The sequence below is a fragment of the Streptomyces sp. AC627_RSS907 genome, assembly GCF_019049165.1.
The window spans coordinates 1-19,733 of record NZ_JAGMUE010000008.1; the positions used below are offsets into that span (position 1 = coordinate 1).

Here is a 19,733-nt window from a genome sequence, read left to right on the forward strand (position 1 = left end):
GTCGTGGGGGTCTCGGGGGTCGTGGGATGCGAGGGGGTGCCGCTGCCCTCGGTGAGCAGCGCGGTGAGCAGCCGGCCCAGCCAGGCACGGGCGTGTTCCACGTCCCGGTCGAGCAGCAGTTGGGTGGTGACCCCGTCGTACGCGGCGACCACGGCGTGCGCGGCGCCGTCGGCGTCGCCCAGGACGGCGGGCAGGGTGGTGTGGCCCCTGGCCCGGGTGAGGCGGTCGGCGACGGCCCGCCGCAGTCGCGCCCGGTGCTCCAGCAGGGTCCGCGCCACGACCGGGTCCCGGGCGGCATGCACCAGGAAGTCCGTCTTCACCAGGAGCCAGTCCCGGTCCAGCAGCAGCACCTCGGTGACGCGGTCCACGGCGGCGGGCACGTCCAGGTCCGGTCCGTCCTGGGCGAGGGCGCCGGACACCTGCTCCGCGATCAGCGCGGCCCGTTCGCGGTAGAGGGCGAAGAACAACTCGTCGAGGCTGTCGAAGTTCGAGTAGAAGGCTCCCCGGCTGTAACCGGCCGCCTCGCAGACCTCCTCGATCGACACCCGGCCGAACCCCTTGGCGGCGAACACCGTGAACGCCGCGTCGAGCAGGTTCGCACGGGTCCGCACGCGCCGCCTGGTCACCCGCCCGGTCGTCGTCCTCACCGCCATCGCCGCACCCGCCCTCCGTCGGATACGGGAATGTATCGGATGCGTTCGTGTATCCGAAGACCCCGCGTCACACTTAGAACGCATTTTCGAATAAGGAGTACGCTGGTCCCATGACCACGCACCTCCAGGGCTCGCTCTTCGACCAGACCGACCAGGTCCGGCTCGGCCCGCTCGACGGGCTGCGCCGCACCCACCTCGGCTCCGGGGCCTGGATCGACCTGCTCCCCGGGTGGCTGAGCGGAGCCGACACGCTGTTCGAGCGGCTGGCCGCCGAGGTCCCCTGGCGCGCGGAGCGACGGGCCATGTACGACCAGGTGGTCGACGTCCCCCGGCTGCTCGCGTTCTACGGCGCGGGCGACCGGCTGCCTCACCCCCTGCTGGACGAGGCGCGCGACGCGCTGTCCGCGCACTACGCCGGGGAACTGGGCGAGCCGTTCACCACGGCCGGGCTGTGCCACTACCGCGACGGGCGGGACAGCGTCGCCTGGCACGGCGACCGGATCGGACGGGGCGCACGCCAGGACACGATGGTCGCCATCCTCTCGGTCGGCGCACCCCGCGACCTCCTGCTGCGCCCCGCGGGCGGTGGCGGCGCCACGGTGCGCCGCCCACTGGGCCACGGCGACCTGATCGTGATGGGCGGTTCCTGCCAGCGCACCTGGGAGCACTGCGTCCCCAAGAGCACCCGTGCCGCCGGCCCCCGCATCAGCATCCAGTTCCGCCCGCACGGCGTGCGCTGAAGGTCGTCGCGCCACCGCACGCCGGTTCTGGTTGGCTGTCCCCCACCGGACAGCGACCTGACATGCGGGGAGACCCAATGAGCGCGGACGTGCGGCAAGTCGCCGACGGCACCTACCTGGTCCACGGGAGCAACACCAACTGGGTCATCCTCACCGACGGCGACGCGGTGACCCTGGTGGACACCGGCTACCCCGGCGACCGGCGGCAGCTGCTGGAATCCCTGGCCGCCGTCGGAAGTCCGCCCGAGGCGGTGGCGGCCGTACTGATCACCCACGCGCACAACGACCACCTGGGCTCCGCCCAGTACCTGCGGGCCGCCCACGGCACCCCCGTCCTCCTCCACGAGGCCGAAGTGCCCCACGCCCGACGGGAGTTCCTCCAGCAGGTGTCCGTCGGCACCGTCCTGCGCAACGCCTGGCGGCCGGGCGTGCTGCCGTGGGCGGTGCACGTGCTCCGCTCCGGCGGCACCGAGCAGCACCCCGTGACCTCGCCGGCGCCCTTCCCTGCGGACGGCGCCCTCGACCTGCCCGGCCGGCCCGTGCCGGTGCACACCCCCGGCCACACCGACGGGCACTGCGCCTACCACCTGCCGCACGCGGGGGTGGTGATCTCCGGCGACGCACTGGTGAGCGGGCACGCCATCTCACGGACCGAGGGACCGCAGCTGCTGCCCGGCATGTTCCACCACGACCGGGCGCGCACCGTGGCCTCCCTCGACGTCCTCGCCGGGCTGGACGGCGACGTCCTGCTCCCGGGGCACGGTCCCGTCCACCGCGGCCCGGTGAGGGAAGCCGCGCGGCTGGCCCGGGAACGGGCGTTCTAGAGTCGGGGCATGGCCTTGCAGATCAGTGCCACCAATCCGGAGCACCCCGCCCTCCTCCTCGAACTGCCCTGGCAGCTGCCGTTGGAGCAGTGGCCCGAGAAGTACCTCGTGCCACTGCCGCGCGGCATCTCCCGGCACGTCGTCCGCTACGCCCGCGCCGGGGACGAGGTGGTCGCCGTCAAGGAGCTGGCCGAACGGCCCGCGCTGCGCGAGTACCAGCTGCTGCGCGACCTGGACCGGCTCGCCATCCCCGCGGTGGACGCGCTGGGCGTGGTCACCGGCCGCACCGACGCCGCCGGCGAGGCGCTGGAACCGGTACTGATCACCCGGCACCTCGGTGGCTCGATGCCGTACCGGTCGATGTTCGAGACGACGCTGCGCCCGGCGACCATGCACCGCCTGATGGACGCCCTGGCGGTGCTGCTGGTCCGGCTGCACCTGGCCGGGTTCGCCTGGGGCGACTGCTCGCTGTCCAACACGCTCTTCCGGCGCGACGCGGGCGCGTACGCCGCGTACCTGGTGGACGCCGAGACCGGGGAGCTGCACGCGCGGCTGAGCGACGGACAGCGCGACTACGACCTCGACCTCGCCCGCGTCAACATCAGCGGCGAGCTGCTCGACCTGGAGGCGTCCGGGGCACTGCACCCCTCCGTCGACCCCGTCGACTTCGGGGCCGAGATCTGCGCCCGCTACCGGAGCCTGTGGCAGGAGCTGACCCGCACCTCCGTCTACCCGGCGGGCAAGTACCACTACATCGAGCGCCGGATCCGGCGGCTCAACGACCTCGGCTTCGACGTGGCCGAGATGCAGATCGAGCACGCCTCCAACGGCGACACGGTCACCTTCGTGCCCAAGGTCGTCGACGCGGGCCACCACCAGCGCCAACTGCTGCGCCTGACAGGGCTGGACGCCGAGGAGAACCAGGCCAGGCGGCTGCTGAACGACCTGGAGAGCTGGATGGCCACCCAGGACGACTACGCCCCGGGCGACCCCCTCGGCGCCCGCCCGGAGGTCCTCGCCCACCGCTGGGTGCGCGAGGTGTTCCGCCCCACCGTGCGCGCGGTGCCGCTCGAACTGCGTGGCGCGATGGACCCGGCCGAGATCTACCACGAGCTGCTGGAGCACCGCTGGTACCTGTCCGAGCGGGCCCAGCACGACATCGGCCTGGACACGGCCGTCGCGGACTACATCGCCCACATCCTGCCCAGGGCCCGGGAGAGCCTGCAGCCCACCGCGGACTGAGTCACCCCACGCGCGTGGGCGTCAGGTGTGCGGAACCACCGCGACCGGGCAGCCGGCGTGGTGCAGCACACCGTGCGCCACCGAGCCGATCCGGGCACCGACGGCCGTACGGCGGGCACGGCGGCCGACGACCATCAGCTGGGCGCCACCGGCCACCGACAGCAGCACCTGGCCCGCACTGCCCATCTCCACGTGCTCGATCACCGGAACGTCGGGGAACCGCTCGCGCCACGGCGCGAGCGCCTCGCCGAGTGCCTTCCTCTCGTACGGCTCCAGGCCCCCGGCCTCGTCGGCGAGCCGCATCGAGCCCGGGCTGTAGGCGAACACCGGCGGCAGGGTCCAGGCGCGCACGGCCCGCACGGTGGCGCCCCGCGCGGCGGCCGCCCGGAAGGCGAAGCCGATCGCGTCGGCGCTGTCCTCCGGCTCTCCCTGCTGGCCCACGACGACCTCGCGGCCGGCGGCCTCGGCGGCGGCCTCGTCGCCGGCCCGCACGAGGACGACGGGCCGGGTCGCCTCGGCGATCACCTGCTGGCCGACAGAGCCGAGCAGGAAGCCGACGACCGCCCCGTGGCCGCGGGAGCCGAGCACCAGCGTCTCGGCGTCGGCCGCGGCGGCGAGCAGCTCGGCGACGGTGTCGTCGGCCTCACGGACCTCCGTGGACACCTCGAGGTCCGGGTGCCGCTCGGTGACGTCCCGGACCGACTCGGCGACCGAGTCCCGTACCCACCGCTCCTGCGCGTCCCGGCCCTCCGTGCCGGCCGCGTCCTGCGGCTGGAACCGCCAGGCGTGCACGACGTGCAGTGGCGCTCCCCGGCGGACCGCCTCCCTGGCGGCCCAGGCCAGTGCGGCCAGGCTCTCCTCCGAACCGTCCACCCCTGCCGTGATCGGGCGCGTCATACGGGCCCCTCCCTGTGTCACGTTCGCATCGTCCATGGGGCCCAGTCTTCCCTACGTGTCCGCGTGCCCCCGGACGTCCCCTGCGGCGCGGCCTCCGGGCTCCGGCCGGGCACCCCGGGAACCTGTTGACCTCGGGCGCCTCACGCGAAAGGGTGCGGACAGGCGCGGATCACCGCCCGCGCCGGAAGGACGACTGACTTGATCGGGATCACGGAGATCGAAGCCGCGGCCGAGCGGATCGCCGGACACGTCGTACGCACCCCGACCGTGCCGAGCCCCGGGCTGTCCGCACTGCTCGGTGTCCCGGTCACCGCGAAGCTGGAACTGCTCCAGCGCACCGGCTCGTTCAAGGCGCGCGGCGCGACGGCGAAACTGCTGTCGCTGACCGAGGCCGAGCGGGCCGCCGGCGTCGTCGCGGTCAGCGGCGGCAACCACGGGATCGCCGTGGCGGTCATGGCCGCCGCCCTCGACGTGAAGGCCACGGTGGTCATGCCGCGCACGGCTCCGGCCCGTTCCGTGGAGGTCGCCGAGGAGGCGGGCGCCCTGGTGCGGCTGACCGACGGCATGGACAGCGCCTTCGCCCTGGTGACGCGGCTCCGGCAGGAGGGGCTGACCCTGGTCCACCCCTTCGACGACCCCGTGGTCGTCGCGGGGCAGGGCACCGTCGGGCTGGAGTTCGCCGAGGACGCCGGGGAGCTCACCGACGTCCTCGTGAGCATCGGGGGCGGCGGGCTGGTCGCGGGCGTGGCGGCGGCGCTGCGGGCGCTGCGGCCGGGCGTGCGGATCTGGGGTGTGGAGACCGAGGGTGCCGAGGCCATGTCCCGGGCACTGGCGGCGGGCGGCCCGCTGCCGGTCACGCTGTCGTCGATCGTCACCACGCTCAGCGCCCCGTCCGTCTCGCAGTTGACGTACGACCATGTGTCGTCGCTGGTCACCGAGGTGTTCGTGGTGCCGGACCGGGAGGCGGTCGAGGGTTCGCTCGCGCTCGCCGAGCATGCGAAGGTGTGGACCGAGCCGGCCGCCGGCTGTCTGCTGCCCGCGGCCCGGCGCGTGGTGGAGCGGGTGGGTGACGCCGCCCGGATCGGGCTGGTGGTGTGTGGCGGCAACGCCACGACCGCCGACATGGCGGCCTGGGTGGAGGGCTTCGGGGCGCGCTGACGACGGTTGCGCACCGTCCCCACGGCGTCCGCGGACGTCCGCTCGCGGTGTTTTCGCTCCGCCGGGACGGGGACCCGCTCCATATGGTGCAAATCGGATACACGATGATGACCGAGCAGGCGGGCCCCCGTGAGCTCGTCGACCATGTGGTGCGGGCCGAGGAGGTGGGCTTCGACTTCTCGGTGACGTCGGACCACTACTTCCCGTGGCTGCGCTCGCAGGGCCACGCGCCGTACGCGTGGAGTGTGCTGGGCGCCGCGGCGCAGGCGACCTCCCGCATCCCGCTGATGACATACGTGACGTGTCCGACGTTCCGTTACCACCCGGCGGTGGTGGCGCAGAAGGCCGCGACGCTCCAGTTGCTGTCCGAGGGCCGGTTCCGGCTCGGGCTCGGTTCGGGAGAGAACCTCAACGAGCACGTGGTGGGCAGTGGCTGGCCGTCCGTCGACGTGCGGCACGAGATGTTCCAGGAGGCGGTGCAGATCATCCGGGCGCTCTTCGAGGGCGGCCACGTGAATCACCGCGGCACGCACTTCGACGTGGAGTCGGCGCGCCTGTGGGACCTGCCGGACAGCCCGCCGCCCATCGGCATCGCGGTCTCCGGGGAGCGTTCCTGCGCGCTGGCGGGCGAACACGCCGACCTGATGATCGCCACCGAGCCCAAGCCCGGTCTGGTGGAGTCCTTCGACCGGCACGGCGGCGAGGGCAAGCCGCGCGTCGGTCAGCTGCCGGTGTCCTACGACCCCGACCGGGACACGGCGATCAAACGCGCCCACGCGCAGTTCCGCTGGTTCGGCAGCGGCTGGAAGGTCAACTCCGAACTGCCGCACCCGGACTCCTTCGAGGCGGCCACCCAGTTCGTCACCCCCGACGACGTCGCCGAGTCGATCCCGTGCGGTGACGACCCGGACGCCTTCGTGGAGGCCGTACGCCCCTACGCCGAGGCCGGGTTCACCGAGATCGCCCTGGTGCAGATCGGCGGCGAGACGCAGCCCGCGTTCCTGGACTGGTCGGAGAAGACCCTGCTGCCCGCACTGCGCGAGGCGCTGGGCCGTTCCTAGCACCGGGCGGGCGGGCCGGTCGCCATTGCGTGAGCATCTCCGGGACGGGCGGGGTACTAGGGGGCTCTACGTCCGTTCTCCCCGGAGGCCTGTCGTGAACTTCCTCGTGCACAAGACCCTCGTCGTGCAGCTCCAGGCGGGCGGCGCCGACCGCTTTCCCGTCCTCGCCCACCTGAGCTACGACGCCGCGGACCCTTTCGCGGTGACCGTGGTGTTCAGCCATGACGGCCGCGTGCTCGCCCGCTGGACGCTGGACCGCGAGATGGTGGGCGAGGGGCTCGTCCGTCCGGTCGGCATGGGTGACGTGCGGCTGAGCCCCGAGTCGCGGGGCCGGTGGGGCGAATTGCGCATCGAGTTGCTCAGCGACGCCCGGCCCGACGGGAGCCGTCACCGGGCCGTGGTGCTGGTGTGGGCCGCGGCCGTCGAGGCCTTCCTGCGCGAGACCCACGCCGTGGTCCGGCCGGGGAACGAGAAGGTGCGCGTCGACGACTTCCTCGCGGAGATCATGGCCGGGGGCTGACGGTGGCCGGGCTGCGCCGGGGCTCTCGCGCGGGGAGCCCCGGCCTCAGCGCGACGTTCGGTGGTACCGGGTCCACAGCGGGATCCCGAACCAGCACAGCAGGTACCAGAACACCACGCCGGTGACGAGGTAGGGCACGAAGCCGTCATGGGTCGCGACGCGCATGATCAGCAGGAGCGAGGCGGCCATCGTGGCGAGCAGCAGCACGAGGCCGAGCAGCGTCAGCCGGGAGGCCCACCGCACCGCCTGCGGCTTCACGCGCCGCCCGGAGACGAGGCGGTGCAGGGACACCGGCCCGATCAGGGCGCCGGTCGTCACGGCGCCGAGGACCACCGTCACCAGATAGATCATCTGATCGGTGTCCGAGAGTTCCTCGTACTTCGGTGTGAACACGACGGTGAGCAGGAAGCCGAACAGGATCTGCACGCCCATCTGCGCGACGCGGACCTCCTGGATCAGCTCCGTCCACATCCGGTCCGCCCGCTCCTCCTCGGTCTCGTTGCGCCCTCTGCGCCGGCCCGAGCCTTCAGCCGTGTCCGCCACTGTTCCTCCCGGTCGTCGTGGCCTTCGTCGTCTTCCCTCTTCCCGGGTTCCCCGCGCTCAGGCGCCGGTCGGGGCCGTGTCGGCCCGTTTGAGCGCGCAGGGGACGGTTACACGGGGCGGGACCGACACCCGCCCAGGAGGAGAACGAGGAATGTCCGACACTCAGCTCACCGTGACGCTCAGCGGTGGCGGCATCGACGACGCGCGGACGATCGTCCGAGCGCTGGAAGGGGTCTTCGGGGCTCCCGACGCCCTCCCCACCGACGAGCGGGCGACGGTGCGCACGGCGACCTTCACCTCTCCGGTCGCTCCGGAAGCCGGCGCGGCCCCCGAGGAGGCGGGCGGCCGGCTGTCCGCTCCGGTGGAGGTCACCGTGCAGGGCACCCCGCAGGCCGTGGAGGCGGCGAGCGAGACGCTGTCCCACGCCTTCACCCTGCGGAACGAAGGGGCGGCCTCCGGCGACCAGGAACGGGAACGCCAGCTGCTCCTGGTGCCGTGAGGTCAGCGGCAGGCTCCTACCAGCGGCCCTCGACCTGGTCCTTGACCCGACGGTCGTAGAGGTCGCGGACGGCCGCGAGCGTGTCCTCGGACAGCTCGGGCAGCCGCGCGGCGTCCGTGTTGGCGCGTGCCTGTTCGGGCGAACGCGCACCGGGGATGACGGTGGTCACACCGGGCTGCTGGATGATCCAGCGCAGTGCCAGCTGGGCCGGGGTGTATCCCTCGGGGGCGAGCGCGGCGAACTCGGCGGCGGCCTCCACGCCGGTGGCGAAGTCGACACCGGAGAAGGTCTCTCCCTGGTCGAAGGCCTCCCCGTGCCGGTTGAAGGAGCGGTGGTCGTTCGCGGCGAAGACCGTGTCCCTGGTGTACTTGCCGGACAGCAGGCCCGAGGCCAGCGGCACCCTGGCGATGATGCCGACGCCGGCCTCCCTGGCCGCCGGGAGGACCTCCCGCAGGGGCTTCATCCGGAACGGGTTGAGGATGATCTGCACGCTCGCCACGTTCGGCCGGGCGATCGCGGTCAGCGCCTCCTCGCAGGTCTCCACGCTGACGCCGTACGCGGCGACGCGTTCCTCCTCGACCAGGGTGTCCAGGGCGTCGAACACCTCGTCGGTGGAGTAGACGGGGGTCGGCGGGCAGTGCAGCTGCACCAGGTCGACGACGTCGACGCCCAGGTTGCGCCGGGAGCGGTCGTTCCAGTCCCGGAAGTTGTCGAGGACGTAGTTCTGCGGGATCTGCTCGACCCGGCGGCCCATCTTGGTGGCGACCAGTACGTGCAGGTCGGGCCTGCTCCGCAGGAAGGTGGCGATGGTCTCCTCGCTGCGTCCGTCGCCGTAGACGTCCGCCGTGTCGAAGAAGGTCACCCCCGACTCGGCCGCCGCCTCCAGTACCGCGAGGGCTTCCTTGTCGTCGACGTCTCCCCAGTCGGCACCCAGTTGCCAGGTGCCGAGGCCGACCACCGACGCGTGCTGGTTCGACCTGTCGAATGTGCGCTCGTCCATGCCGCCAGTCTGTCACCCGGAGCACGCCGGGACGGACAGGGCCGGCACCCGGCCGGTGGTTCCCTGCGACACCGCCGGCGCGGGAGCGGGCCGGTACGGCTAGCCGGCCGCCGCCGTGCGGCAGTCCGGGTGGCCCCAGCCCTGGTCGTTCTTGGCGATGGGCTCCCCGGCCGCGTACGAACGGCCGCACAGGCAGCGTCCGGGGAACTTCGCCTTGATGGTGCGCGCGGAACCACCGCCGCCCTTGCGGGCCGTGCCCGCGCCGCGGCGCGGCGCCTTCCGGGCCGCCGGGACGTCCGGCGCGGGCGGCGGCTCCGGTGAGCCCAGGCCACTGCCCGCGGCCTCCTGGACGGTGGCCGCCTGGCTGGCGGCGCGGTCGGCGAAGTCGTTGAGCCGGTCGCCGTCGACCTGGTGGGCGGGCACGTAGCGGAACTCGACCGAGCGGCCGCCGAGCAGCTCGTCGATGCGCACGACCAGCTCCTGGTTGGCGACCGGTTTGCCGGCGGACGTCTTCCAGCCGTTGCGCTTCCAGCCGGGCAGCCAGGTGGTGACGGCCTTCATGGCGTACTGCGAGTCCATGCGGACCTCGAGCGGTACGTCCGGGTCGGTCGACGCCAGCAGACGCTCCAGCGCCGTGAGTTCGGCGACGTTGTTGGTGGCCCTGCCCAGCGGACCCGCCTCCCAGCGGGCCGGACTCTCCGACGCGTCGGCGACCACCCAGGCCCAGCCGGCCGGACCCGGGTTTCCCTTCGAAGCCCCGTCGCACGCGGCCACAACACGTTCACGCATGAGCCCGATCATGCCATGGCACGGCGGGTGACCGGGACGGGGCTCAGGGGACGTCCGTGCGCTTCGGCGTCTCCCCGTCGGTCTTCGTGAGGTCGATCACGGAGAAGCCCGCGCCCTGCGGACCGCTCAGCGTCGCGGACCGGCCGAAGCGCTTCGCGGACCGGCCGGAGAGCGTCGCGGACCGGCCGAAGAGCGTCGCGGACCGGCCGAAGGGGAGTCCGCCGGCCCGGACCGCGGCACGTCACCGAGCCCGGTGGCCCGCGTCACGGCGGCGTCGCGGTCGTGGACGGTGAACACCACGCCGCCCGGGTCCCGGGCCGGGCACATGGTGCCGAAGCCGCCGACCCGCTTCGGCTCCGTCACCGCCTCGCCGCCCGCCCCGCGGATCCGCGCCGCGGTCGCCCCGGCGTCCCGGGGCGCGAAGTACGGGCACCACTGCGCCTGGTCCTCCCGGCCCGGCACGGGCGGGACCACGGCGGCGACCGCCTGGCCGTCCGTGTAGCACCGGGTGTGATCGCCGTACTCCGTCGAGGACTCGCCGAAGGTCCGGCCGAGGACGTCACCGCAGGTCCGTTTCCGCACGTTGGTCACGCTTGCGGCCTCGCACGCCGGCGGGCGGCTCACTGCCCCGCGTACGCCCTCTCCAACGCGGCGATGTCGAGCTTGTGCATCGACATCATCGCCTCGTTGGCGCGTGCCGCCTTCGCGGGATCCGGGTCGCGGAACATCTCCTCGAGCCGGCTCGGGACGACCTGCCAGGACACTCCGAAGCGGTCCTTGAGCCAGCCGCAGGGGCCCTCCTCGCCACCGCCCTCGGTGAGGCTGGTCCAGTAGTGGTCGACCTCCTCCTGGTTCTCGCAGGTGATCTGGAAGGAGATCGCCTCGTTGAACCTGAACTCCGGGCCGCCGTTGAGGGCGACGAACTTCTGGCCGTTGGCCGTGAAGTCGACGGTGAGCACCGTGCCGGCGGGCCGGTGCCCTCCCTCGGGGTACCGGGTGACGGCGCCGATTCCGCTGTTGTCGAAGAGCGAGACGTAGAAGTGGGCGGCCTCCTCCGCCTGGCCGTCGAACCAGAGACACGTGGTGAATCCGTCGCTGCTCATGCGCACCTCCTGGGTGTGGGACACGGTCACCACTGTCGACCGGCGCGGGCCTCGGAACTCATCGGTCGCGGCGACCGGTCACACAAACGGCCGCACCGCACGCACCGCCCGGCGGCACGAGCACGGCCGACGGGCCGCGGAGGGTCCGGCTCCCCGCGTGCCCGCGGTGCGACCACCACGACCGGCGCGGCCCGGACGCTTCGCGGGCGATGTCCGGGTTCCCTTGCGGCAGTTGCGCGGGCGGACGGCCGGCTGGGCGCGCTCTGCCCTCGGCGAATCTGCCGCCGGCAGAGAAATCCCCGGCGGGCACGGCGGCGGACCGAGAGTGGAGGGACACGGCACGGTCAGCCGCGTACGACTCCCCCGACCGGCCGACACCCGACCACTCGACCACTCGACCACTCGACAAGGAGCGCCGATGTCTCCACTCATCACCGGCCCGGCCCCGGCCGCGCCGCCCCGGGCCCAGGAGGGCGACACCCCCGCGACCCGGTTCGACGACCACCTGGCCGCGCAGTTGCTCGCGCAGCGCATCGTCCTGCTGGGCACCCAGGTGGACGAGGTCTCCGCCAACCGGGTCTGCGCCCAGTTGCTGATCCTGTCCGCGGAGGACCCGCGCACCGACATCAGCCTGTACATCAACAGCCCCGGCGGTTCCGTGCACGCGGGGCTGGCCATCTACGACACGATGCGGCTGATCCCCAACGACGTCTCGACCCTCGCCATGGGGTTCGCCGCCAGCATGGGGCAGTTCCTGCTCAGCGTCGGCGCGGCGGGCAAGCGGTACGCCCTGCCGAACGCGCGGGTCATGATGCACCAGCCGTCGGCGGGCATCGGGGGCACCACCGCCGACATCGAGATCCAGGCGGACAACCTGGAGTTCACCAAGCGGACCATCGAGCGGATCACCGCCGAGCACACCGGTCAGAGCCCGGAGACCATCTCCCGGGACGGTGACCGCGACCGCTGGTTCACGGCCGAGGAGGCCAGGGAGTACGGCATGGTGGACCGGGTCGTCCAGTCCCTCGCGGACGTGCGGCCCGCCGCGACCAGGCGACGGATGGGGCTGTGACATGGGGACCTACACGATTCCGAACGTCGTCGAGCGGACCCCGCAGGGCGAGCGGTCCTACGACGTGTTCAGCCGGCTGCTGTCGGAGCGGATCATCTTCCTGGGCACCGAGATCGACGACGGCGTGGCCAACGTCGTCATCGCACAGCTCCTCCATCTGGAGTCCTCGGCCCCGGAGAGCGAGATCGCGATCTACATCAACTCCCCCGGCGGATCGTTCACATCGCTGATGGCGATCTACGACACGATGACGTTCGTGCAGGCGCCGATCTCGACCTTCTGCGTCGGGCAGGCGGCCTCCACGGCGGCCGTGCTGCTGGCGGGCGGGGATCCCGGACGGCGGTTCGTGCTGGAGCACGCGCGGGTCCTGCTCGGGCAGCCCGCCAGCGGCGGACGTCAGGGCACGGTCTCCGACCTGGCGCTCCAGGCCAAGGAGATGGTGCGGATCCGCTCCCAGGTGGAGGAGGTGCTGGCCCGGCACACGCACCACGACGTCGCGACGCTGCGCGCGGACATGGACCGCGACAAGGTGTTCACCGCCGAGGAGGCCGTGGCGTACGGACTGGCCGACGAGGTGCTGAGCCGGCGCCTGGCGCGGGTGTGAGAGTCCGGGCCGGCGCCCCGGCGGGGCACCGGCCCGGACGTGCGGTCAGGCGGCCAGGCACATCCCGTCGTAGCGTGCGCCGGACGCGCCCCGGCCCCGGCCGGCACCGGTGTGCTGCCGCGAGGTGAGGCGGACCAACTCGCCCTGGGCCCGCGCCAGCAGGTCACCCAGGCCCAGCCCGAGCGCGCCCGCGGCGGCGGCCAGTACTTCCGAGGACGCCTCCTTGCGTCCGCGCTCCACCTCCGACAGATACGGCATGGAGATCCGGGCGGCCTCCGCCACCTCCTTCAGCGTGCGTTCCTGGGCGAGGCGTTCACGCCGCAGGACATCGCCGACCAGATCACGCCACAGGGGCTCTCTGACGGCGGGGCGGTCCACCGGGCGCGCTGTCTGCGGGCGCAGGGGAATGACACGGGCTTCCTTCGACACGTGGCTGGTCACCTCCTCAGGTTAGGAGCCGGAGCGCCCGGCGGAAGGGTCCGGCGTTCCGCCCAGAGGGAAATCCGCGCGGGTGCCCCTCGCCGCGCACGGGACTACGCTGAGAGGTGTCACACCGCCGAGGGACGGCACAGCACCCCGCGACGACGCAGCGGCACCGGGTTCGCACCCCCCGTGAAGACGGGAGGCATGGTCCGCCGCGCCCCGGGTACCCGCATGCGGGAAGAACCTAGGGAGACGTCCGACCGTGACTTTCGTGGGAGAGGTAATGGAGACCGCCGTGATCCGGCCGGGAGCGCAGGTCGTCGAGGAGACCGCCGGGAGCAGGACGGGTACCGGATCACTGCCGGGTGTCGGGGACCCCCGCACCGTGGCGCCGCGTGACGCGCGGCAGCTGTCCCGCCAGTTCTTCCAGCGCCTCGCCGAACTCGAAGAGGGCACGCACGCATACCAGTACGCGCGCAACACGCTGATCGAAATGAACATGTCGCTCGTGCGGTTCGCCGCCGGCCGGTTCCGCGGCCGCGGGGACGACATGGAGGACATCGTCCAGACCGGCATGATCGGCCTGATCAAGGCCATCGACCGGTTCGAGCTGTCGCGCGAGGTCGAGTTCACCTCCTTCGCGCTGCCGTACATCGTCGGCGAGATCAAGCGCTTCTTCCGTGACACCACCTGGGCGGTGCACGTGCCGCGGCGGCTCCAGGAGCTGCGCGTGGAGCTGGCCAAGGCCCGCGAGGAGCTCTCCTCCCGCCTGGACCGCGAGCCCACCGTCACGGAACTCGCCACGTTGATGAACATCAGTGAGAAGGAGGTCGTCGAGGGCCAGATCGCGTCCAACGGCTACAACTCCTCGTCGCTGGACGCCGCGCTGACCGGGGACGGCCCCGAGAGCGGTGAGTCGGTGCTGGCCGACTTCATCGGTGTGGAGGAGGACGGACTGCGGCTCGTCGAGGACTTCCATTCGCTCGCCCCGCTGATGGCCGAGCTCAGTGAACGCGACCGGCAGATCATCCACCTGCGGTTCGTGGAGGAGGCCACTCAGGCCGAGATCGGCGAACGGCTCGGCTGCTCGCAGATGCACGTCTCCCGGCTGATCAAGCGGATCATCACCCGGCTGCGCGAGGGCATGCTGGGCGAACTCGGCTGCGCCTGACGGCGGTCGCCGTCCGTGTCGCCCCGCTCCGGTGGGGCGGCACCGCCGTGGCGGGCTTCACTCCTCGGTGAGACGCACCACCGCGCGCACCCGTTTGCCGACCGGCACCCGTTCGACGACGACCGACTCCGCCAGGGCGTGGACGATCTCCAGTCCGTGCCGCCCGACGCGTTCGGGGTCGCGCGGAAAGCGCCGGGGCAGCGCGCCGCTGCTGTCGTAGACGGTCACCGTCACGGTGGCGTCCGTGCCCTCCAGCTCCAGGATGTACGGACCGGCGCTGTGCCGGTCCGCGTTGGTGACGAGCTCGCTCACCACCAGCAGCACCGCGTCGTCGGCGCGGTGCCCGACGGTGGCGCACCACTCGGTCCTGAGCTGGTCGAGGAAGAGCGAGGCGAAGGACCGCGCCTGCGCGATGCATCCCGGCTCACCGGAGTAGTGTGCCGCCCGCCTCAGCGGGTCGACGGGTACGTCGAAGCCGGTCGGTATCACTGCCCCGTCCAGGTACTCGGTCATGCGTTTCTCTCTCGGAAGCCGGACTGGCCGGACACTGCTGCACCTGACCTCGTACCCCGCCCCCGGCCCGGCAGTCCCCGCTCCTCGTACCCCGGGCTGCGGGCATCGTCACAGTGGTGCGGGGAACCCGAGGTGAGGGAAGGGTGTGCGATGAACGAACTCATGGCCGCACGGAGCCTCACCACCCTGCCGGTGGTCACCCTCGGCGGCGACGCCGTCGCCCACGTCAAGGACACCGTGTGCGACGCCGTGGCGGGACGGATCACCGGTTTCACGCTGACCGGCCGGGGGCTGCTGTCCGGCCCGCTGAAGGAGGGCCTGCCGTGGGCGGCCGTGCACGCCCTGGGCCACGACGCGGTGATGATCCGCGACCGGCGCGGCCTGGTCGGCTCGGCCGCCGTGACGGAGCGCCGGCAGTCCCTGCGGGGCCGGGTCCTGGGCGCGAGGGTGCTCACCGAGTCGGGCGCCGAGATCGGGACGGTCCTCGACGTCGTGGTGGAGGGCGGCACCGGTGGCCGGGTCGTCGGCTTCCGGGTGGCGGCGAGCAAACGGTTCCTGCCCGGGCCCACCCGGCACCGGCGCAGGGTGTACATGGCGCGCGGGGCGACGCTCACGGTCGCCGGCCGGGCCCTCGTCCTGCCCGACGACGCGGCGCGGCATGTCGCCGACGACCTCTCCGGCCTCGCCGCCCTGGTCGGTGGCATGACCGGGCACCGGGGGCGCTCGCTGCCGTGATGCTGTTCAGCGAGGTACGGGGCCTGCGGGTGGTGGCGCCGGCCGGGGCGAGGCCGCTCGGCACGGTGACGTCCCTGACCGTCGACCCCGCGTCCGGGGCGGTGAGCCACCTCTGGCTCCGGGGCAGCCGCTGGGGCCGGGAGACCGTGCTGGCCTGGGACGCGGTGCACACGATCGGCCCGACCGCCGTCCGGGTCCTCACCGCCACCGCCCCCGACACGGTTCCGCCCCGTCACGACCTGCTGGGCCGCCGGGTCCTGACCGAGGCGGGCACCGGGCACGGCACGGTGCGGGACGTGGCGTTCGCTCCGGAGACCGGCCGGATTCTCGCGGTGCTCACCACGCGGGGCGAGGTGGCGGCCGACCGCGTACTGGGCCTCGGCGACTACGCGCTCGTCGTGCGGGCGGGCTGAGCCGCCTCCCTGGCCGCCGCGACGCCTCGGTGGTGGCCGCGAGCCGACGCGGACGGCCCTGGCCGGCGGGCGTGCCGCCCGGGTGCTGCCTAGCGTGGCAGCGTGAGCTCACGAACCCCGCCCGACCGGGCGGCCGGCCGCCCCGGCTGGGTGCAGGCCCTGGGTACGGTGCTGGCCGGTCTGGTCGCCATGGGAGTGGTGTCCGCGCTCGGGCTGTGGGCGGCCGGGGCCACGGACCTGCCCGGCAACGCCTTCCCCCGGGTCGTCACGGCGACCGTCGTCACCGCCGTGGGGGGCGCGCTGGAACTGTCCGGTGACGCCGGTGGACTCGCCGGCACGGACGCGGGACTGACCGTGCTCCCGCTCTCCGTCACGCTGGCCGGCGCACTCGTGATCGCCCGGGGCTTTCTACGGCCCCTGCGGCACCGTCCCGTCACCGGCGCCCCGGAGCTGCTCGGCTGGGCCGGGCGGATCGCCGTCCTGTGGCTCCTCGCCCTCCTCGGGCTGGCCTTCACCGCGCGCCAGACCTTCGAGATCCCGCTGGGGGAAGGCGTGCTGAACGACCTCGGTGACCTGTTCGGCATCTCGCCGAAGGCCGGCTTCACCACGGACGTACCGCTGACGGTCCTCTTCGGGGTGCTGTGGCTGGCGGGCGTGATGGTGGTGGCCCTGTCGGTGACGCGCCGGGTTCCGCTGCCGGGGCGGCTGCCGGGGCTGCGGGCGGCGGTGCGGCCGGCCGCGTGCGCGATGGTCGCGCTGCTCCTCGCGTACGTCGTCGTCGGCCTCGTCGTCGGCCTGTTCGTCGCCGGGACGCGGGGACACCCGGCGGACACCTTCGCCGTCCTGCTGCTCGGCCTGCCGAACCTGGCCTGGCCCGCGCTCACGATCGGCCTCGGCGCCACGTGGAACGGGCGCGTGGAGGGTCCCTTCGGTCTGCCGGTGCCGCAGGTGCTCGACGAGGTGCTGCGCACGCCGGACGTCTCGTCGGTGAACCTGGGCACGCTCACCGAGCGCGACGGGCGGATGTGGTGGCTCCTGGTCGTCGCGGCGGTGCTGCTCCTCGCGGCGGGGTTCGTGGCCGCGGTCCGCTCCCCGGCCCGGACGCCGGTCTGGCGGCTCGCCGTGCACATGGCCGTGGCGCTGGCGCTCACGGTGCTGACGATCGGCCTCGTCGGCCGGATCTCGGCGCACTACGGCCTGTCGGTGCTCGGCATCGGCGACCTGGGCGGCGGGCTGTCGGGACGGTTGTATCTGCGCCCGCGCCTGTGGGGGGCGCTCGGTCTCGCCCTGCTGTGGGGACTCGTCGCCGGGTTCCTGGGCGCACTGCTCGCACGAGGGGCGGGGCGGCGGGGCGGGGCGCCCCCGGGCCGGCTCGGTGGGACAGGGCGGCGCGGAGCCGGTGGCACCTGACCGGCTCGGGCGAGCGGGGTCCGGTGCGGGCGGCCGAAAGGCGTAGGAGACGGTACCCGTCGGCGCCGGACAGGTGCCAGGGGCATCGTCGGACGGCTCCCGCGCGCTCCGGGTCAGGCGACGGGGACGACGAGCGGCGGCGAGGCCCGCTGCATGCGCAGCGCGTCCACGGACTCGGCCAGCAGTTCGTACTCGGTGGTGTCGTCGCTGGTGGCGATGCGCACCAGCCGCCCCGCGGCCAACTCCTCGGCGACCAGCTCCTGTTGGAGGGCGTCGGCACACCAGGTGCGCAGTACGCGCGGCACGTCGGGTGCGTCGTCGGCGACCGGAGTCAGGGCGCCGCGCGGTAAGTGGGGGGAGTCGGGCTGCGGGTCGAGCCGCTCGGCGATCCAGGACGCGCGGTCGCGCAGCCACCACAGGGCCAGGGCGAGGGTGGGGGCCCGGTAGGTCCCCAGGGGGACGCCGATGCGCCGGCCGTCGCAGACACCGTAGGCGGTGACGTGGCACAGGAACTCGTCGTGCACTGCTCCCCTCCCCCGTCGCCCAGCCGCCTGCCGGTCCGGCATGGCGTCCGTGCGGCGCGTGTGCTGTGCGTGAGGGCGCTGTCGCGTGGTGTGAGAGGCCCTAGAGGTGAGTATGTTCACCGCTGAACCACTGTCACCATGAATTTCCGGCCAGTCTCCTGGCATATTCGCCGCGGTCGCCGGCCGAAACCCTCCGTCCGGTCGACGCCGCCTTGCGACCCGGGGTTCCCGGGGTTTCCGCGGACGGGCCGCGTCATGACCCGTGAGGTAATCGACGGTCCGCGAGGGCACGGGCATGGTTGCGGTACCGGGTCGCCGTGACGGGGATCCGGTTCCCCCCCAGTGCGTCCGACCTCGATGGAGGATGATCGACATGACCGCTCCCACCACCCGTTACGAGGATGCCGTCGCCCGCTACTTCGAGGCCTGGAACGCGGGGCCTCAGGCCCGCGCCAAGGCGGTCGCCGCGGCCTGGACCGACGACGGCGGCTACACCGACCCCCTCGCCGACGTGCGCGGCCACGCGCAGATCGAGGCCGTGATCGCGGCGGCGCACGAGCAGTTCCCGGGCTTCGCCTTCCGGCTGTCCGGCGCCGTGGACGGGCACCACGACACGGCACGCTTCTCCTGGGAGCTGGTGAACGTGGCCGACGGTTCGGCGCCCGTGGCCGGGTCCGACGTGGTCACGCTGGACGGCGAGGGGCGGATCCGGGCGGTGTTCGGCTTCCTGGACCGGGTGCCCGCGGGGGCCTGACCGTCCGCGGCGCCACCGACACGTGCGAAGGTCCCGGAGGCGGGCGCCTCCGGGACCTCGGCGCGTCCTACTGCGCGACGATCCGGTCGATCCGGGCCAGCTCGTCGGCGCCGAAGTCGAGGTTGCGGACGGCCGAAACGCTGTCCTCCAGCTGCCGCGGACTGCTCGCACCGACCAGGGCGGAGGTCACCCGGCCCTCACGCAGCACCCACGCCAGGGCCATCTGGGCCAGCGACTGGCCGCGGGAGGACGCGATCTCGTCCAAGGCGCGCAGCTTGCCGACGAGTTCGTCGGTGACCGCGTCGGAGTTCAGGAACGGGCTGTCGCTCGCGGCCCGCGAGTCCTCCGGGATGCCGTCGAGGTACCGGCCGGTGAGCAGGCCCTGCTCCAGCGGGGAGTAGGCGATGGAGCCGGCCTTCAGCTCGTCGAGGGCGTCCAGGAGGCCACTGCTCTCGGGGCGCCGGTCGAGCATGGAGTAGCGCGGCTGGTGGATGAGCAGCGGGGTTCCCAGGTCGGCGAGGATGCGGGCGGCCTCGCGGGTCTGCTCCGGGGAGTAGTTGGAGACGCCGACGTAGAGCGCCTTGCCCTGCTGGACCGCCGTGTGCAGGGCGCCCATCGTCTCCTCCAGCGGAGTCTCCGGGTCGGGGCGGTGCGAGTAGAAGATGTCGACGTACTCCAGGCCCATCCGCTTCAGGCTCTGGTCGAGGGAGGAGAGCAGGTACTTGCGCGAACCCCACTCGCCGTACGGGCCGGGCCACATCAGATAGCCGGCCTTCGTGGAGATGACCAGTTCGTCGCGGTACGGCGCGAAGTCGGCCCTGAGGGCCTCGCCGAGGGCGGACTCGGCGGCGCCGGGCGGCGGGCCGTAGTTGTTGGCGAGGTCGAAGTGCGTGACGCCGAGGTCGAAGGCACGGCGCAGGATGGCGCGCTGCGTCTCGACGGGGCGGTCCGGGCCGAAGTTGTGCCACAGGCCGAGCGAGAGCGCGGGGAGCTTCAGGCCGCTGCGTCCGGTGCGCCGGTAGGGCATGTCCGCGTAGCGGTCGGGGTGTGCGGTGTACAACGCGACTCCAGGGAGGTCGAACCAG

25 protein-coding genes are annotated in these 19,733 nt (G+C 73.0%); 14 read left to right on the plus strand and 11 right to left on the minus strand.

Annotation, left to right across the window (positions count from 1 at the left end; genetic code table 11):
• Positions 1-653, minus strand: a 653-nt coding sequence (locus KUM32_RS01910) for a TetR/AcrR family transcriptional regulator (RefSeq protein WP_217139985.1), incomplete at its 3' end; no start/stop codon positions are given.
• A gap of 110 nt (positions 654-763) precedes the next feature.
• Between KUM32_RS01910 and KUM32_RS01915 the strand changes: the two genes are divergently transcribed.
• The 3 genes from KUM32_RS01915 (at position 764) to KUM32_RS01925 (ending at position 3,459) form a co-directional block, all read left to right on the plus strand.
• Positions 764-1,393, plus strand: a complete 630-nt coding sequence (locus KUM32_RS01915) for an alpha-ketoglutarate-dependent dioxygenase AlkB (RefSeq protein ID WP_217139986.1) — start codon at positions 764-766, stop codon at positions 1,391-1,393.
• 77 nt (positions 1,394-1,470) lie between these two features.
• On the plus strand, positions 1,471-2,217 hold the full coding sequence (locus KUM32_RS01920; RefSeq protein WP_217139987.1) for an MBL fold metallo-hydrolase: 747 nt from the start codon (positions 1,471-1,473) through the stop codon (positions 2,215-2,217).
• A 9-nt stretch (positions 2,218-2,226) separates the two neighbouring features.
• A complete protein-coding gene (locus KUM32_RS01925) occupies positions 2,227-3,459 on the plus strand; it encodes a DUF4032 domain-containing protein (RefSeq protein ID WP_217139988.1) in 1,233 nt (410 codons plus the stop codon).
• Between the two features lie 21 nt (positions 3,460-3,480).
• Here the strand turns inward: KUM32_RS01925 and KUM32_RS01930 are convergent, their stop codons facing one another.
• Positions 3,481-4,356 (minus strand): universal stress protein, encoded by an 876-nt coding sequence (locus KUM32_RS01930; protein ID WP_217139989.1) that lies wholly within the window; start codon positions 4,354-4,356, stop codon positions 3,481-3,483.
• A gap of 198 nt (positions 4,357-4,554) precedes the next feature.
• Here KUM32_RS01930 and KUM32_RS01935 point away from each other — a divergent pair, with 198 nt between their 5' ends.
• The 3 genes from KUM32_RS01935 to KUM32_RS01945 all read left to right on the plus strand — a co-directional run bounded on the left by KUM32_RS01935 (position 4,555) and on the right by KUM32_RS01945 (position 7,095).
• Positions 4,555-5,514, plus strand: coding sequence for a threonine/serine dehydratase (locus tag KUM32_RS01935; RefSeq protein ID WP_217139990.1), 960 nt, complete (start codon positions 4,555-4,557; stop codon positions 5,512-5,514).
• 83 nt (positions 5,515-5,597) lie between these two features.
• A complete protein-coding gene (locus KUM32_RS01940) occupies positions 5,598-6,575 on the plus strand; it encodes an LLM class F420-dependent oxidoreductase (protein WP_217139991.1) in 978 nt (325 codons plus the stop codon).
• 94 nt (positions 6,576-6,669) lie between these two features.
• A complete protein-coding gene (locus tag KUM32_RS01945) occupies positions 6,670-7,095 on the plus strand; it encodes an SsgA family sporulation/cell division regulator (RefSeq protein ID WP_217139992.1) in 426 nt (141 codons plus the stop codon).
• A 45-nt stretch (positions 7,096-7,140) separates the two neighbouring features.
• On the opposite strand, the gene KUM32_RS01950 is transcribed toward KUM32_RS01945, so the two are convergent.
• The gene (locus tag KUM32_RS01950; RefSeq protein ID WP_217139993.1) at positions 7,141-7,638 is read right to left on the minus strand and encodes a DUF6328 family protein; all 498 of its coding nucleotides are present in this window, start codon (positions 7,636-7,638) and stop codon (positions 7,141-7,143) included.
• A gap of 151 nt (positions 7,639-7,789) precedes the next feature.
• Between KUM32_RS01950 and KUM32_RS01955 the strand changes: the two genes are divergently transcribed.
• Positions 7,790-8,137: a hypothetical protein gene (locus KUM32_RS01955; protein ID WP_217139994.1), complete on the plus strand. Its 348-nt coding sequence runs from the start codon at positions 7,790-7,792 to the stop codon at positions 8,135-8,137.
• A 16-nt stretch (positions 8,138-8,153) separates the two neighbouring features.
• Here KUM32_RS01955 and KUM32_RS01960 read toward each other — a convergent pair whose 3' ends face one another.
• The 4 genes from KUM32_RS01960 to KUM32_RS01975 form a co-directional block, all read right to left on the minus strand.
• Positions 8,154-9,137: an aldo/keto reductase gene (locus tag KUM32_RS01960; protein WP_217139995.1), complete on the minus strand. Its 984-nt coding sequence runs from the start codon at positions 9,135-9,137 to the stop codon at positions 8,154-8,156.
• 99 nt (positions 9,138-9,236) lie between these two features.
• The gene (locus KUM32_RS01965; protein ID WP_217139996.1) at positions 9,237-9,938 is read right to left on the minus strand and encodes a ribonuclease H; all 702 of its coding nucleotides are present in this window, start codon (positions 9,936-9,938) and stop codon (positions 9,237-9,239) included.
• Positions 9,939-10,052: 114 nt separating this feature from the next.
• Positions 10,053-10,508 (minus strand): VOC family protein, encoded by a 456-nt coding sequence (locus tag KUM32_RS01970; RefSeq protein ID WP_374227474.1) that lies wholly within the window; start codon positions 10,506-10,508, stop codon positions 10,053-10,055.
• 38 nt (positions 10,509-10,546) lie between these two features.
• On the minus strand, positions 10,547-11,029 hold the full coding sequence (locus KUM32_RS01975; RefSeq protein ID WP_217139997.1) for a VOC family protein: 483 nt from the start codon (positions 11,027-11,029) through the stop codon (positions 10,547-10,549).
• Positions 11,030-11,447: 418 nt separating this feature from the next.
• Between KUM32_RS01975 and KUM32_RS01980 the strand changes: the two genes are divergently transcribed.
• Both KUM32_RS01980 and KUM32_RS01985 read left to right on the plus strand, forming a co-directional pair.
• On the plus strand, positions 11,448-12,101 hold the full coding sequence (locus KUM32_RS01980; RefSeq protein WP_217139998.1) for an ATP-dependent Clp protease proteolytic subunit: 654 nt from the start codon (positions 11,448-11,450) through the stop codon (positions 12,099-12,101).
• 1 nt (position 12,102) lies between these two features.
• Entirely contained in the window at positions 12,103-12,705 is a 603-nt protein-coding gene (locus tag KUM32_RS01985) for a ClpP family protease (protein WP_217139999.1), read from the plus strand.
• A gap of 45 nt (positions 12,706-12,750) precedes the next feature.
• On the opposite strand, the gene KUM32_RS01990 is transcribed toward KUM32_RS01985, so the two are convergent.
• Entirely contained in the window at positions 12,751-13,146 is a 396-nt protein-coding gene (locus KUM32_RS01990) for a helix-turn-helix domain-containing protein (protein ID WP_217140000.1), read from the minus strand.
• Positions 13,147-13,411: 265 nt separating this feature from the next.
• On the opposite strand from KUM32_RS01990, the gene KUM32_RS01995 reads away from it, so the two are divergent.
• The gene (locus KUM32_RS01995) at positions 13,412-14,299 is read left to right on the plus strand and encodes an RNA polymerase sigma factor SigF (RefSeq protein WP_217140140.1); all 888 of its coding nucleotides are present in this window, start codon (positions 13,412-13,414) and stop codon (positions 14,297-14,299) included.
• 57 nt (positions 14,300-14,356) lie between these two features.
• Here the strand turns inward: KUM32_RS01995 and KUM32_RS02000 are convergent, their stop codons facing one another.
• Positions 14,357-14,812: an ATP-binding protein gene (locus tag KUM32_RS02000; RefSeq protein ID WP_217140001.1), complete on the minus strand. Its 456-nt coding sequence runs from the start codon at positions 14,810-14,812 to the stop codon at positions 14,357-14,359.
• Positions 14,813-14,962: 150 nt separating this feature from the next.
• Here KUM32_RS02000 and KUM32_RS02005 point away from each other — a divergent pair, with 150 nt between their 5' ends.
• The 3 genes from KUM32_RS02005 to KUM32_RS02015 all read left to right on the plus strand — a co-directional run bounded on the left by KUM32_RS02005 (position 14,963) and on the right by KUM32_RS02015 (position 17,370).
• Positions 14,963-15,547: a PRC-barrel domain-containing protein gene (locus tag KUM32_RS02005; protein ID WP_217140002.1), complete on the plus strand. Its 585-nt coding sequence runs from the start codon at positions 14,963-14,965 to the stop codon at positions 15,545-15,547.
• Positions 15,544-15,960, plus strand: coding sequence for a PRC-barrel domain-containing protein (locus tag KUM32_RS02010; RefSeq protein ID WP_217140003.1), 417 nt, complete (start codon positions 15,544-15,546; stop codon positions 15,958-15,960). Before KUM32_RS02005 ends, KUM32_RS02010 begins: the two co-directional genes overlap by 4 nt.
• 102 nt (positions 15,961-16,062) lie before the next feature.
• Positions 16,063-17,370, plus strand: coding sequence for a streptophobe family protein (locus KUM32_RS02015; RefSeq protein WP_217140004.1), 1,308 nt, complete (start codon positions 16,063-16,065; stop codon positions 17,368-17,370).
• Positions 17,371-17,483: 113 nt separating this feature from the next.
• Here KUM32_RS02015 and KUM32_RS02020 read toward each other — a convergent pair whose 3' ends face one another.
• Complete coding sequence (locus KUM32_RS02020) at positions 17,484-17,894, minus strand: hypothetical protein (RefSeq protein WP_217140005.1); 411 nt, start codon at positions 17,892-17,894, stop codon at positions 17,484-17,486.
• Between the two features lie 373 nt (positions 17,895-18,267).
• Between KUM32_RS02020 and KUM32_RS02025 the strand changes: the two genes are divergently transcribed.
• A complete protein-coding gene (locus tag KUM32_RS02025) occupies positions 18,268-18,648 on the plus strand; it encodes a nuclear transport factor 2 family protein (protein WP_217140006.1) in 381 nt (126 codons plus the stop codon).
• Positions 18,649-18,715: 67 nt separating this feature from the next.
• Here the strand turns inward: KUM32_RS02025 and mgrA are convergent, their stop codons facing one another.
• On the minus strand, positions 18,716-19,708 hold the full coding sequence (mgrA, locus tag KUM32_RS02030; RefSeq protein ID WP_217140007.1) for an L-glyceraldehyde 3-phosphate reductase: 993 nt from the start codon (positions 19,706-19,708) through the stop codon (positions 18,716-18,718).
• Positions 19,709-19,733: the final 25 nt, after the last annotated feature.